Here is an 11,171-nt window from a genome sequence, read left to right on the forward strand (position 1 = left end):
ACTTATGGAATCATCCAGGAAAGGACGCCATTTTGCAAGAAGGTAATCACACAAACAAGCAGCAATAAAAACAAACTATGTTTGAGTGTGAATCTCAATAATTCCGATTCCCTGCCCGCCAATCCAACGGCAGCACATGCAATCGCTATCGATTGGGGGGAAATCATCTTTCCGGTGACGCCTCCGGAAGAGTTCGCCCCAAGTGCCAAGACCGGCTCCATCCCCACTTTAAGAGCGGTCACTTTCTGCAGACTGCCAAATAAGAGGTTGGCTGATGTATCCGAGCCGGTAATGAACACACCCAGCCAGCCGAGAACCGGTGCGAAGAACGGAAATAAATCACCCGATTTTGCAAGGGTCATCCCTAATGTTGTCGACATGCCTGAAGCATTCGTTACATAGGCAAAAGCCACCACGGCAGAAATCATCAAGATTGGTTTTGCCAACTCTTTCATCGCTTCAACAAAGGTGCTATAAACGTCTTTTGCAGATATGTGTGCGATGAACTTCGTTACGATGGCAGCCAGTAAAATCGCAGTCCCGGCCGCTCCGAGCAGTTCTAATTTATAGAAAGCCGCAATCGGCAATCCATCGCTTCCGATTATCGCATTATGCAGACCTGGGACTTCGATTTGGAAGGTTAATAGTTTCCCGATTTCATTGATTCCGCCAAGCAACACATTGTTGCCTTCATAATGTCCGGAGAGTGCCGGCTTTATTGGGTTCATCCCCCATATTGTTATGAAAAGCGTCAACAGAAGGAATGGCGACCAAGCATGGAATATCTGCCATTTCGTGTATTTTGTTTCCGCTTCTGCAGTATATAAAGGTTCGACAGCTGCTGCCGTTTCCTCGGATGCAAAGCGAAAGATCGTTTTAGGTTTCCAGAATTTAAGGAAAACCGCCAATGCAAATAGTGACACTAACGCTGAAAGGATGTCCGGTAATTCTGGCCCAAGAAAATTTGAACTTAAGTACTGTGTGATGGCAAAGGAAAATCCGGAAACCAATATTGCCGGCAAGACTTCAAGCGACCTTTTCCACCCAGTCATTATTAAAATGAGATATAGCGGAATGAAAGCCGAAAGGAATGGCAATTGGCGGCCGACCATTTTTGAAATCTCCATGGCGGCTATGCCAGTGGGGCCTTCCATGGCGATGATCGGTATTCCAACCGCCCCGAATGCTACAGGAGCGGTATTCGCGATCAAACAAATCCCGGCAGCATATAGCGGGTTAAATCCAAGACCGACCAAAAGCGCGGCTGAAATGGCAACCGGTGCCCCAAATCCCGCGGCACCTTCTAAAAAGGCCCCGAAAGAAAATGCCACCAATAATGCCTGGAGGCGGCGGTCTTCGGTAAGCGAAAGCACCGAAGAACGAATGATATTGAATTGTCCGCTTTTAACAGTCATTTTGTACAAAAATACGGAAGTGATGATTATCCATCCAATTGGGAGCAGCCCATATACGGCTCCTTGTGAAGCAGACATCACTGCTTTTCCTGCAGGCATTCCATATATCAATACAGCCACTGCAAGAGCTACAAGCAACGTGGTTATACCTGCAATGTAACCTTTCATACGTTGGATGGTAAGTGCCCAGAAGAAGTAAAGAATTGGAATGAGTGCGGCAAGAGATGATAAAACTAAATTATCGGTGATCGGCGTAAAGTTTTGTGTCCATGTCATTCATTTCGACTCCATTTTCTATAATTTTTTTAAAAAATTCAGAAATCAACCGCTAATTGAAACCCCTTACATATCCGAAAATTCTAAGTCATCAGATGACTTGATGAGTACTCATTAAAATTAAATGATTAAAAATATAAAATCAAGATTTTTTTTTATTTTTTGTTGATTTTTTAACCTTCTGGAAGTGTCAAAGATCATTTGTGTTATATAATATTAACCAGAGAAACTCATAGAAAATAGAGGTGCTACTACTTGGTATATAAAAAAATAAAGCCGAAAAAAATTTATGAAGAAGTCAGCGATGAACTTTATGAAATGATTCGGTCAGGCAGCCTGAAACCAGGTGAACAATTGGATTCCATTCAGCAGCTTGCGGAAAATTTTCAAGTCGGGCGCCCGGCCATCCGCGAAGCATTAAGTGCATTGAGTTCAATGGGTCTTATTGAAATAAAACAAGGTGAAGGAACATTCGTCAAAACCTTCGACCCCACCATCATGAACCATCCTTTGTCTGCCGCCCTTTTGATGGATCAAGACAATATCAAGCATTTACTGGAAGTCCGGAAAATACTTGAGTCCGGTACGGCAGAAGTGGCAGCGAAGATGAGAACGGAAGAAAACCTTATCGAACTCAAGGAAAGTCTTTTTAATATGGAAAAGGTATCCGACGATGAAGAACTCAGTGATAAAGCGGATATCGCCTTCCATGTTGCAGTGGCAAATGCATCACAAAATGAACTGCTGATTACATTGATGAACCACGTTTCAGAATTAATGACGGAAAAGATGGGTGATATCCGCCGGATAGCGCTTTATTCCGAAGAGATGACACTTAAGCAGCTTTACCAGCAGCATGTCCGGATTCATGATGCAATCGTGGCACAGGATGAAGACGGAGCGCGCAGTGCCATGCTTTTTCACCTTCAAAGCGTCGAGGAATCACTGGACCGGGTCATCCAAAAAAATCAGCAAAAACATAGATGACTCTCCTTAAATTTCAAAAATACTCTATACAAAAAAGGATTAAATTGATATATTATTTTGAAAACGATTACTTCATTTAAAAAATCTTGGAAATTGGTATATTCTCTTAACCATTTCCTTTTTCCATTTTCTAGTCATCAGATGACCTGTTAACCTATTTGAAAAAGGAGGAGTTCAAATTGAAAGTTACTCTCTTTGCAACATGTTTAGTGGATTTGTTTCAATCCAATGTCGGCAAAGCGACAGTGGAGCTACTCGAGAGATTAGGCTGTGAGATCGATTTCCCGGAGTCCCAGATATGCTGCGGACAGCCCGCCTATAATAGCGGGTATACGAAGGAATCGAAGGAAGCCATGAAAAAGATGATTAAAACGTTCGCGGATGCTGAATACATCGTAACCCCTTCCGGTTCCTGCGCAGCGATGTTCAAAGAATATCCGGTCCTTTTCAAAGGCGATGCCGAATGGGAAAAGAGGGCGGAATCATTAGCGGCTAAAACATATGAATTGACCCAATTCATCGTGGATGTCTTAAAAGTGACCGATGTCGGGGCGACCCTTAAGGGAAAGGCCACTTACCATACTTCATGCCATATGACACGGCTGCTTAAGGTGAAGGAAGCACCTGCCATTTTGTTAAGCCATGTCAGGGGGCTGGAAATGACACCGCTTCCGGATGCCCAAAACTGCTGCGGGTTCGGAGGGACTTTCTCAGTTAAGATGGGGGACATTTCCGGGCAAATGGTCGAGGAGAAAGTCTGCAATGTTGAAGCTACCGGCGCCGATTTTTTAATCGGCGGGGATGCAGGATGTTTGATTAATATCGGCGGACGGATCCAAAGGAAGGGACAACCGGTGAAAGTGCTTCATATTGCGGAAGTCCTGAATAGTATTTAAAAAAAGCGAGGAGGGAAAAACTAATGGCTATGAAAACCAGCTCTGCCAAGTTTAAAGACCGGGTGGATGAAGGAATACATAATGATTTTATGCGATTGGCCGTATCGAGTGCCCAAGAACGATTACACGGACGGCGACTGACTGCCGTTGATGAATTGGGAAGCTGGGAGGATTGGCGTTCCCTTGGGGAAGAAATCCGGCAGCATGTGCTTAGTAACCTTGATTTCTATTTGCACCAGCTTGCAGAAAACGTTTCGAAAAGGGGCGGTCATGTCTTCTTCGCTGAAACCGCTGAAGAAGCAAGCGGCTACATTAAAGATGTCATTGTAAAAAAGAATGCCAAAAAGGTCGTGAAATCCAAATCGATGGTCACGGAAGAGATCAATTTGAATGCAACTCTTGAAGCAGTTGGCCTCGATGTCGTTGAAACGGATCTTGGTGAATACATTTTACAAGTGGATGATCATGATCCCCCTTCCCATATCGTCGCACCTGCTCTCCATAAAAATAAGGAGCAGATTAGGGATGTTTTTAAAGAAAAGCTTGCCTATACGCAAACCGAAAAACCGGAAGAGCTTACCGCCCATGTGCGGGGCATTCTGCGGAAAGATTTCTTAAGCGCCGATGTGGGCATTACCGGCTGTAATTTTGCTATTGCGGAAACGGGCTCGATCGGTTTGGTGACGAATGAAGGAAATGCCGATTTGGTCACTGCCCTCCCAAAAACGCAAATCACCGTGATGGGAATGGAACGGCTTGTGCCTACATTCGATGAATTCGAAGTCCTTGTCAGCTTATTGACAAGAAGTGCTGTCGGCCAAAGGTTGACCAGTTACATCACCTCACTTACCGGACCGCGTGATGAAGGCGATGCAGACGGGCCCGAGGAATTTCACCTTGTGATCGTAGATAATGGACGCTCCTCCATTTTAGGAACTGAGTTTCAATCCGTTCTTCAATGCATTCGATGCGCTGCCTGTATAAATGTCTGCCCGGTTTATCGCCAGGTTGGCGGTCATTCATATGGTTCAATATATCCGGGACCAATCGGTGCTGTACTTTCACCCTTACTCGGAGGGTATGATGATTTCAAGGAGCTGCCATATGCCTCCACTCTTTGTGCAGCCTGTACAGATGCCTGTCCGGTTAAGATTCCTCTCCATGACTTACTGAGGAAGCATCGTGAGGTCATCGTTGAAAAGGAAAAAATGGCGCCATTTTCAGAAAAGATGGCCATGAAAGCCTTCGGAATCGGTGCGGCCTCGCCTATGCTTTATAAGTTCGGCTCCAAAATGGCCCCATCCGCGATGTCTCCTTTTAAAACGGGGGATATCATCTCGAAAGGACCGGGACCACTCAAAACTTGGACAGAAAGCCGCGAGTTCCCTGCTCCAGGGAAAGAGAGCTTTCGGGACTGGTTCAAAAATCGGGAAAAAGGAGGGAAACCATCATGAATGGAACCATCCATAATGAAGGGACATTTTTAAACAATATAGCCAAAAACCTGGGAAGGGCTCCTATTACGGAAGGCATCTCCGTTCCGGAATGGAAGCACGCCCCCCAAAAAGAAGTTTTGAAACATGCGACACCAAATGATCTTGTCGCGGAATTGGAGGAGCAATGTAAAAGGGTGCATACTCAGTTTCACGTTACCGACTCCAAGCAAGTGATGCATTGTTTAAAACAGGTGATCGAGGAACTTGGAAACGGACCCTTGATCATCCCTAAGGACGATCGATTTTCCGACTATGGATTGGAGGGTATCTTAAAGGAAAAAGATGTCCATATATGGGATCACCAAGCCGGGAAAGATAATATCGAAAAAGCAGAAAGTGCTAACATCGGAATCACATTCAGTGAGATGACACTAGCAGAATCAGCGACCGTCGTCTTGTTCAGCGACAAGGACCATGGCCGTTCCATCAGCTTCCTTCCTTCCTGCCATGTTTCCATCATTCCAAAAAGCACCATCGTTCCGCGAATGACACAGGCTGCAGCGGCCATCCGTTCAAAAGTTACCCGGGGCGAAGTCGTTCCTTCCTGCATCAACTTCATAACAGGGCCGAGCAATTCGGCTGATATCGAAATGGACCTTGTCGTCGGCGTCCATGGTCCCATCAAAGCGGTCTATATAATCGTCGAAGATAAGTAGAAATAAGGAAAAGAAAATGGAGAGGACCTGATTAGGCCTCTCCATTTTTAACTTTCTATATTACTCGTAAATGATCCGATCAACCGCTTCACGATCGAGGCGTTTGATCACTTCGACAATGAGCTTAACTGCATTCTCATAATCATCCCGGTGGAGCATCGCTGCGTGTGAATGAATGTAGCGTGTGGCAATCGTGATTGCCAGTGCGGGAACACCATTTGCCGTTAAATGGATGGAGCCGGCATCCGTCCCACCGCCTGGAATCGATTCATATTGATAAGGAATATCCATTTCATCAGCCGTGTCGGTGACGAAATCGCGTAATCCCTTATGTGCCACCATCGATGAATCATAGATGACGATTTGCGGGCCTTCCCCCATTTTACTCATCGCTTCTTTTTCGGAAACCCCCGGTGTATCACCAGCAATGCCAACATCGACGGCAAAACCGATATCCGGCTGAATTTTGAATGTGGATGTTTTGGATCCACGCAGGCCGACCTCTTCTTGCACAGCGCCAATTCCATAAACTACATTAGGATGGTCGCTGTCTTTCAGCTGTTTAAGCACATCAATGGCGATTGCACAGCCAATTCGATTGTCCCAGGCTTTGGCGAGCAGCATCTTTTCATTATTCATGACCGTGAATTCAAAATATGGCACAACCATATCCCCTGGCTTGACGCCCCATTCCTTAACCTCTTCTTTGCTGGATGCACCGATATCAATAAACATATCCTTAATATCAATCGGCTTCTTCCGCGCCTCCGCTGACAGGATATGCGGCGGCTTGGAACCTATAATGCCAGTTATATCACCTTTACTTGTAACGATCGTCACGCGCTGGGCCAGCATTACCTGTGACCACCAACCTCCTACCGGCTGAAAACGCAAAAATCCTTTATCATCAATTTGGGTGATCATGAAACCGACTTCGTCCATATGCCCGGTAACGACGATTTTCGGTCCGTTTTCATCACCCGTTTTCTTGGCAATCAAACTTCCCAGGCCATCTGTCGATATTTCATCCGCAAACGGTGTTATGTATTCGGTCATCACTTTTCTTACTTCACTTTCATTTCCTGCGATGCCTTTAGCATCCGTTAAGTCAGCAAGCATCCTTAACGTTTCATCCAATTGAGCCATGCCTATACCTCCCTATAACTTACATTACAAGAATAATTATACAGATAATCGATTGCATAAACAATCAGCAATCAGTAGCCTTGCTTTTGCCTTTCGTAATTCACTTCATTTTTGCTTACATATGCTTTTTCCACATCCACAGATGAAAATCCCAGCAACTCCCCTAAATGTAAATACGCAGCAAAAACCTTTTGGAAAGATGACTCTGTCAACTGTGTGCGAAATTCACTTATATGGCCGTAAATAGTAGTAAATTGGACCGTCAAATCCTCCTGATCCATCTTGAGGGCGGGTGGAACTTCCGGTACAAATCCCCGTTCGATCCCGAGTGACAAAATGAAATGAATGCCATCCACGTATTCAGCCAAAATCGTTTCTTTATCAGAGGGGCCTTTAAGACTCCAGAATTTAAAACATCTTGTTTCATTGGCAAGCTCTCCAAGCTCCACTAAAAGAGCAAGTATCTTCCGTTCCACTAAATCCTCAGCACCCAAATCATGCTTTGATTGTATATGCTCATCCAAAGCTGCTTGCATTTCCATTAATTTACCTATGTTCATTTTCATCACTTCTTTCTATCGACTTCCCCTAAATTATATCAAATAAATGAAACTTATTAAAAACCCATACGTAAATGAAGGGAATCACTCTGTTTAAGGAGGTAGAACCATGGTATTGATCATGCGGTTCATTCTTTTGGCTCTCATCATTTTCTTAATATATACAGTCATCAAATACCTATTTAATCCGAAAAGAAAATTAGAACTGGCACATGAACAGAAAAAGTTCTTTCTGCTCGATGATACAGCCAATATACGAAAGAATTTTTTATTGACGTACAACGGGGTGATGTTTGAAGGGGAAAAGTATTTAGGGACGACGGAACGCTCCTTCGAGGTCATCTCCATCTTCATATGGCCTAAAAAAATGGCCGGACTGAAAGGCTTGAAGCGAAATGACTTCTTAAAAATCGAGGCAGCCATTAAAAAACAATATCCGGATGCCGTTATTGATTGGAAGAGCCCGGTTAAGGAATTTTTACAAAAATGAAAAATCAAACGTAATGAAGAGCCTTGAGAAAAATGGACTCAAGGCTCTTCATTAATCATCTGAACGAAAAAATTCCTTCCAAGGGACGACCGTCTGCTTCTCTCTCAATAAATATATCAATAAGGTTAAGGATAATAAAATGATGACGATCAGCGTTGGACTGAAATCTGCAATATAGTGGCCAAAAACCGTGTATACGAATGCTACAGGAAGATTGGTCAAGAAGGATAGATAAAAATAATTTTTCAGCCCTTTATTGGATTCCAATAAGCAAAGCGACAGTAAGTAAAAGTGTATGAATGGTATAAGCCTCAGTACTGCAATTTGCCGGCTATTTAGCTTTCGATTTCCAAACAGCTTATTCTTAAGCCGCAGCAGCCTATCCTTTGTTTTCGGAAATTTACCTATCACGAAATAAAAGGCCATACTGGACAACGTCAAACCGATTACCGAATAGATGGTTCCAAAAGCTGCCCCGAATAATACTCCGCCAGACATGCAAACCACAATGACGGGAATGAATAAAAATTGCCTTAATAAATGAAAAGTGATAAAAATCAACGGTGCAAACACGCTTCCAGATTGAACGTAGCTCATCACAAGTGTCAGTTTATCATTCATGCTCTCCCTCCAGCTACTCTTTGCTGCTTCTACAAGCATATACATTATACGTGCTACATATTACAATTGAATGAATATCTTGATCAATAAGGCTATCTGAAGAATCATCAATATGGGCAGGCCCCACTTAAAAGCGGCATGCTTCGTCTTATGGCGGAATTGCTTCATCCCCAAAAAGGACCCAGTCCCTCCGCCTATGACCGCCCAAAACCAAAGTGTCCTTTCGCTGATCCGGTACTCCCCATTACGCGCTTTCCTTTTGTCGATTCCCATTAAGGCAAATCCGATGATGTTCGTGATGATCATATAAGCAGCAATGAACCATACTCCTTGCATTCCCATTCCCTCCTTTAAATATGTAAAAAGCCACCCTCTTGAAAAGAGAGTGGCTGTATCAGTCAGACTTATTTGTCTAATTGTTGTTTAGCAGCAGTTGCTAATTGAGCAAAAGCTTGTTCGTCAGCAACAGCAAGATCAGCAAGCATTTTGCGGTTCACTTCGATACCAGCAAGCTTTAGACCATGCATTAAACGGCTGTAAGAAAGACCGTTGATGCGTGCTGCAGCGTTGATACGAGTGATCCAAAGTTTGCGGAAATCACGTTTCTTTTGACGACGGTCACGGAAAGCATAGTTTCCTGACTTCATTACTTGTTGGTTAGCTACTTTGAAAAGAATATGTTTCGCGCCATAGTAACCTTTAGCTAATTTTATTACCTTTTTACGACGTTTGCGAGTAACAGTACCGCCTTTTACACGTGGCATGTTATTTCCCTCCTATTTAACTCGATAAATCGAACTTATTTAATGTTGTCTAGCATATGACGAATACGTTTGAAGTCACCTTTGCTTACAAGGCTAGCTTTGCGAAGCTTACGCTTTTGCTTAGTAGATTTGTTAGCAAATAAATGGCTTGTGTAAGCGTTAGAACGCTTAAGTTTGCCGGATCCAGTCTTTTTGAAACGTTTAGCAGATCCGCGGTGAGTTTTCATTTTAGGCATAAGGTATTCCTCCTCATTACAAATTACTTTACAATTACTTTTCGTTTTTCGGTGCTAAGATAATGAACATGCTGCGCCCGTCCATTTTTGGGTGTTGCTCGATTGTAGCCACTTCTTTACATGCTTCAGAAAAACGAACGAGTACACGTTGACCAATTTCCTTATGCGTAATGGCACGTCCTTTGAATCGGATAGAAGCTTTTACTTTATCGCCTTTTTCAAGGAATTTAATACCGTTGCGAAGCTTCGTATTGAAATCATGTTCTTCAATCGTCGGGCTCAAACGAACCTCTTTCAGACTGATGACTTTTTGATTTTTACGTGCTTCCTTGTCTTTCTTTTGCTGCTCGAAGCGGTGTTTTCCGTAGTCCATGATCCGGGCTACCGGAGGCTTTGCATTTGCAGCAACTAAAACTAGATCAAGATTTACACGAGCGGCAATTTCCATTGCTTCGAATTTCGTTTTAATTCCAAGTTGTTCTCCGTTTTGGTCAATAAGACGAACTTCACGGGCTCGGATGCCCTCGTTTACCATCGCGTCTTTACTAATAGTTAGCCACCTCCAAAGATATTGGCGAATACGAATATTTGAATAAATTCGGTCACGCTCACAACTCGCTTACAGGATATAATCATAATAAAAAAGTGTGGATGCATGTTGCACCCACACTGATAGACTCATTCAGAAAGATCCAAATAATCAAATCATGACCTGTTAACTGCATTGTTTGCGTCAACCAGGTGAGAAGCGGGTGCTTCTTCTTTTCATCAAACACGTATTCAATTCACTTTAGAAATATATCATAAACACTGATGACTTGTCAAATGCTAAATTTTATTCGTTTTTCACAACAAAATTAATATTATCAGACATTCTGTTATTTGACAATACGTTTTTTAAAAGTAATTTGGACAAAAAATATTCATCATGATACTTTCCATCAAAAAACAGTGATTCCCGCTTTATTCCTTCCTTTTCAAAACCCATCTTTCGATATAAGGAAAGCGCAGGGGCGTTGTTTGCGATCACGGACAATTCCAGGCGCCGTATTTCGTTTGTCCGTGCATGCTCCTCCATTTTTTGAAATAGCCTCGTACCGATGCCTTTTCCTCTGTCCTGTTCATTGATGCCGATGACGATTTTGGCTGAATGCCTCGTTCGGCCCATTTGATTGCCCAATAAGATTAAATAACCTTTCAACTCATGGCCGCTAGCAGCAACGAGGAAAACGGAAAGGGGATTTTTTTCGATTTGCTCCATTTGCTTTTCCATTTGTTTCCCTGTCGCTTTCCTTTCCCCAGGGTTGAACAGCATATACCCGGAATCTTCAACATGATTGAACAGAGCAGCCAGGTTACCCGCGTCTTTCCTTGAAGCCTTTCTAATCTCCATTTATCCCCACTCCCCCTTTGGTTACAGTCCATACTGATCGAAGCGATCAAATGCTAAGAGTTTTCTTTCGCCTTTTTCTTTTTCTCAATGGTGTCCCAGGAAAATAGGGCTATCCAAAAAAGCAGGACCGGGACAATGGCATATTGTCGATAATCATCCAATAACAATAAGATGATGATGACAAGGAATGTCGGTCCGAATAGATAAGAAAATTTCTTTTTCATGCTGACCCTCC

The 11,171-nt window shown here is 43.3% G+C and carries 15 protein-coding genes and 1 other annotated feature; of the genes, 5 read left to right on the plus strand and 10 right to left on the minus strand.

Annotated features, from left to right (window positions below; translation table 11 throughout):
• Positions 1 to 2: 2 nt before the first annotated feature.
• Entirely contained in the window at positions 3 to 1,691 is a 1,689-nt protein-coding gene (locus ACFX4I_RS08490; RefSeq protein WP_309518641.1) for an L-lactate permease, read from the minus strand.
• A 255-nt stretch (positions 1,692 to 1,946) separates the two neighbouring features.
• Between ACFX4I_RS08490 and ACFX4I_RS08495 the strand changes: the two genes are divergently transcribed.
• The 4 genes from ACFX4I_RS08495 (at position 1,947) to ACFX4I_RS08510 (ending at position 5,726) form a co-directional block, all read left to right on the plus strand.
• A complete protein-coding gene (locus ACFX4I_RS08495; RefSeq protein ID WP_377420034.1) occupies positions 1,947 to 2,678 on the plus strand; it encodes a FadR/GntR family transcriptional regulator in 732 nt (243 codons plus the stop codon).
• A gap of 179 nt (positions 2,679 to 2,857) precedes the next feature.
• A complete protein-coding gene (locus tag ACFX4I_RS08500) occupies positions 2,858 to 3,574 on the plus strand; it encodes a (Fe-S)-binding protein (RefSeq protein WP_283932025.1) in 717 nt (238 codons plus the stop codon).
• Between the two features lie 23 nt (positions 3,575 to 3,597).
• Positions 3,598 to 5,028 (plus strand): LutB/LldF family L-lactate oxidation iron-sulfur protein, encoded by a 1,431-nt coding sequence (locus tag ACFX4I_RS08505; protein WP_230301765.1) that lies wholly within the window; start codon positions 3,598 to 3,600, stop codon positions 5,026 to 5,028.
• Entirely contained in the window at positions 5,022 to 5,726 is a 705-nt protein-coding gene (locus tag ACFX4I_RS08510) for a LutC/YkgG family protein (protein WP_230301769.1), read from the plus strand. The genes ACFX4I_RS08505 and ACFX4I_RS08510 overlap by 7 nt, the downstream gene beginning before the upstream one ends.
• 60 nt (positions 5,727 to 5,786) lie before the next feature.
• Here the strand turns inward: ACFX4I_RS08510 and ACFX4I_RS08515 are convergent, their stop codons facing one another.
• Both ACFX4I_RS08515 and ACFX4I_RS08520 read right to left on the minus strand, forming a co-directional pair.
• On the minus strand, positions 5,787 to 6,872 hold the full coding sequence (locus ACFX4I_RS08515) for a M42 family metallopeptidase (RefSeq protein ID WP_377420036.1): 1,086 nt from the start codon (positions 6,870 to 6,872) through the stop codon (positions 5,787 to 5,789).
• Positions 6,873 to 6,943: 71 nt separating this feature from the next.
• Entirely contained in the window at positions 6,944 to 7,432 is a 489-nt protein-coding gene (locus ACFX4I_RS08520; RefSeq protein ID WP_377420038.1) for a dUTP diphosphatase, read from the minus strand.
• Between the two features lie 109 nt (positions 7,433 to 7,541).
• Here ACFX4I_RS08520 and ACFX4I_RS08525 point away from each other — a divergent pair, with 109 nt between their 5' ends.
• On the plus strand, positions 7,542 to 7,922 hold the full coding sequence (locus ACFX4I_RS08525) for a sigma-w pathway protein ysdB (protein ID WP_230303454.1): 381 nt from the start codon (positions 7,542 to 7,544) through the stop codon (positions 7,920 to 7,922).
• A 51-nt stretch (positions 7,923 to 7,973) separates the two neighbouring features.
• On the opposite strand, the gene ACFX4I_RS08530 is transcribed toward ACFX4I_RS08525, so the two are convergent.
• The 7 genes from ACFX4I_RS08530 to ACFX4I_RS08560 all read right to left on the minus strand — a co-directional run bounded on the left by ACFX4I_RS08530 (position 7,974) and on the right by ACFX4I_RS08560 (position 11,160).
• The gene (locus tag ACFX4I_RS08530; RefSeq protein ID WP_264639161.1) at positions 7,974 to 8,543 is read right to left on the minus strand and encodes a TVP38/TMEM64 family protein; all 570 of its coding nucleotides are present in this window, start codon (positions 8,541 to 8,543) and stop codon (positions 7,974 to 7,976) included.
• Positions 8,544 to 8,603: 60 nt separating this feature from the next.
• Positions 8,604 to 8,879, minus strand: a complete 276-nt coding sequence (locus tag ACFX4I_RS08535; RefSeq protein ID WP_076364796.1) for a DUF1294 domain-containing protein — start codon at positions 8,877 to 8,879, stop codon at positions 8,604 to 8,606.
• A gap of 68 nt (positions 8,880 to 8,947) precedes the next feature.
• Positions 8,948 to 9,307 carry a 50S ribosomal protein L20 gene (rplT, locus tag ACFX4I_RS08540; RefSeq protein WP_034309067.1) on the minus strand — a complete coding sequence of 120 codons (360 nt, stop codon included), beginning with the start codon at positions 9,305 to 9,307 and terminating at the stop codon, positions 8,948 to 8,950.
• Between the two features lie 35 nt (positions 9,308 to 9,342).
• A complete protein-coding gene (gene rpmI / locus ACFX4I_RS08545; protein WP_034309070.1) occupies positions 9,343 to 9,543 on the minus strand; it encodes a 50S ribosomal protein L35 in 201 nt (66 codons plus the stop codon).
• A 34-nt stretch (positions 9,544 to 9,577) separates the two neighbouring features.
• Complete coding sequence (gene infC, locus ACFX4I_RS08550; RefSeq protein ID WP_214790899.1) at positions 9,578 to 10,078, minus strand: translation initiation factor IF-3; 501 nt, start codon at positions 10,076 to 10,078, stop codon at positions 9,578 to 9,580.
• Positions 10,079 to 10,176: 98 nt separating this feature from the next.
• Positions 10,177 to 10,313 (minus strand) — a sequence feature (ribosomal protein L20 leader region).
• 65 nt (positions 10,314 to 10,378) lie between these two features.
• Positions 10,379 to 10,936 carry a GNAT family N-acetyltransferase gene (locus ACFX4I_RS08555; protein WP_377420040.1) on the minus strand — a complete coding sequence of 186 codons (558 nt, stop codon included), beginning with the start codon at positions 10,934 to 10,936 and terminating at the stop codon, positions 10,379 to 10,381.
• 53 nt (positions 10,937 to 10,989) lie between these two features.
• Complete coding sequence (locus ACFX4I_RS08560; RefSeq protein ID WP_377420042.1) at positions 10,990 to 11,160, minus strand: hypothetical protein; 171 nt, start codon at positions 11,158 to 11,160, stop codon at positions 10,990 to 10,992.
• Positions 11,161 to 11,171: the final 11 nt, after the last annotated feature.

Origin of the sequence: Peribacillus sp. YIM B13472 (assembly GCF_042788005.1) — a bacterium.
Lineage (GTDB): Bacteria > Bacillota > Bacilli > Bacillales > DSM-1321 > Peribacillus > Peribacillus simplex_E.

What these genes read in the sequence shown, in the direction of transcription:
- ACFX4I_RS08490 (WP_309518641.1), bottom strand. Translation starts at nt 1,691, where the DNA reads ATGACATGGACACAAAACTTTACGCCGATCACCGATAATTTAGTTTTA.
- ACFX4I_RS08505 (WP_230301765.1), top strand. Translation starts at nt 3,598, where the DNA reads ATGGCTATGAAAACCAGCTCTGCCAAGTTTAAAGACCGGGTGGATGAA.
- ACFX4I_RS08515 (WP_377420036.1), bottom strand. Translation starts at nt 6,872, where the DNA reads ATGGCTCAATTGGATGAAACGTTAAGGATGCTTGCTGACTTAACGGAT.
- ACFX4I_RS08520 (WP_377420038.1), bottom strand. Translation starts at nt 7,432, where the DNA reads ATGAACATAGGTAAATTAATGGAAATGCAAGCAGCTTTGGATGAGCAT.
- ACFX4I_RS08525 (WP_230303454.1), top strand. Translation starts at nt 7,542, where the DNA reads ATGGTATTGATCATGCGGTTCATTCTTTTGGCTCTCATCATTTTCTTA.
- ACFX4I_RS08530 (WP_264639161.1), bottom strand. Translation starts at nt 8,543, where the DNA reads ATGAATGATAAACTGACACTTGTGATGAGCTACGTTCAATCTGGAAGC.
- ACFX4I_RS08535 (WP_076364796.1), bottom strand. Translation starts at nt 8,879, where the DNA reads ATGCAAGGAGTATGGTTCATTGCTGCTTATATGATCATCACGAACATC.
- rplT (WP_034309067.1), bottom strand. Translation starts at nt 9,307, where the DNA reads ATGCCACGTGTAAAAGGCGGTACTGTTACTCGCAAACGTCGTAAAAAG.
- rpmI (WP_034309070.1), bottom strand. Translation starts at nt 9,543, where the DNA reads ATGCCTAAAATGAAAACTCACCGCGGATCTGCTAAACGTTTCAAAAAG.
- infC (WP_214790899.1), bottom strand. Translation starts at nt 10,078, where the DNA reads ATGGTAAACGAGGGCATCCGAGCCCGTGAAGTTCGTCTTATTGACCAA.
- ACFX4I_RS08555 (WP_377420040.1), bottom strand. Translation starts at nt 10,936, where the DNA reads ATGGAGATTAGAAAGGCTTCAAGGAAAGACGCGGGTAACCTGGCTGCT.
- ACFX4I_RS08560 (WP_377420042.1), bottom strand. Translation starts at nt 11,160, where the DNA reads ATGAAAAAGAAATTTTCTTATCTATTCGGACCGACATTCCTTGTCATC.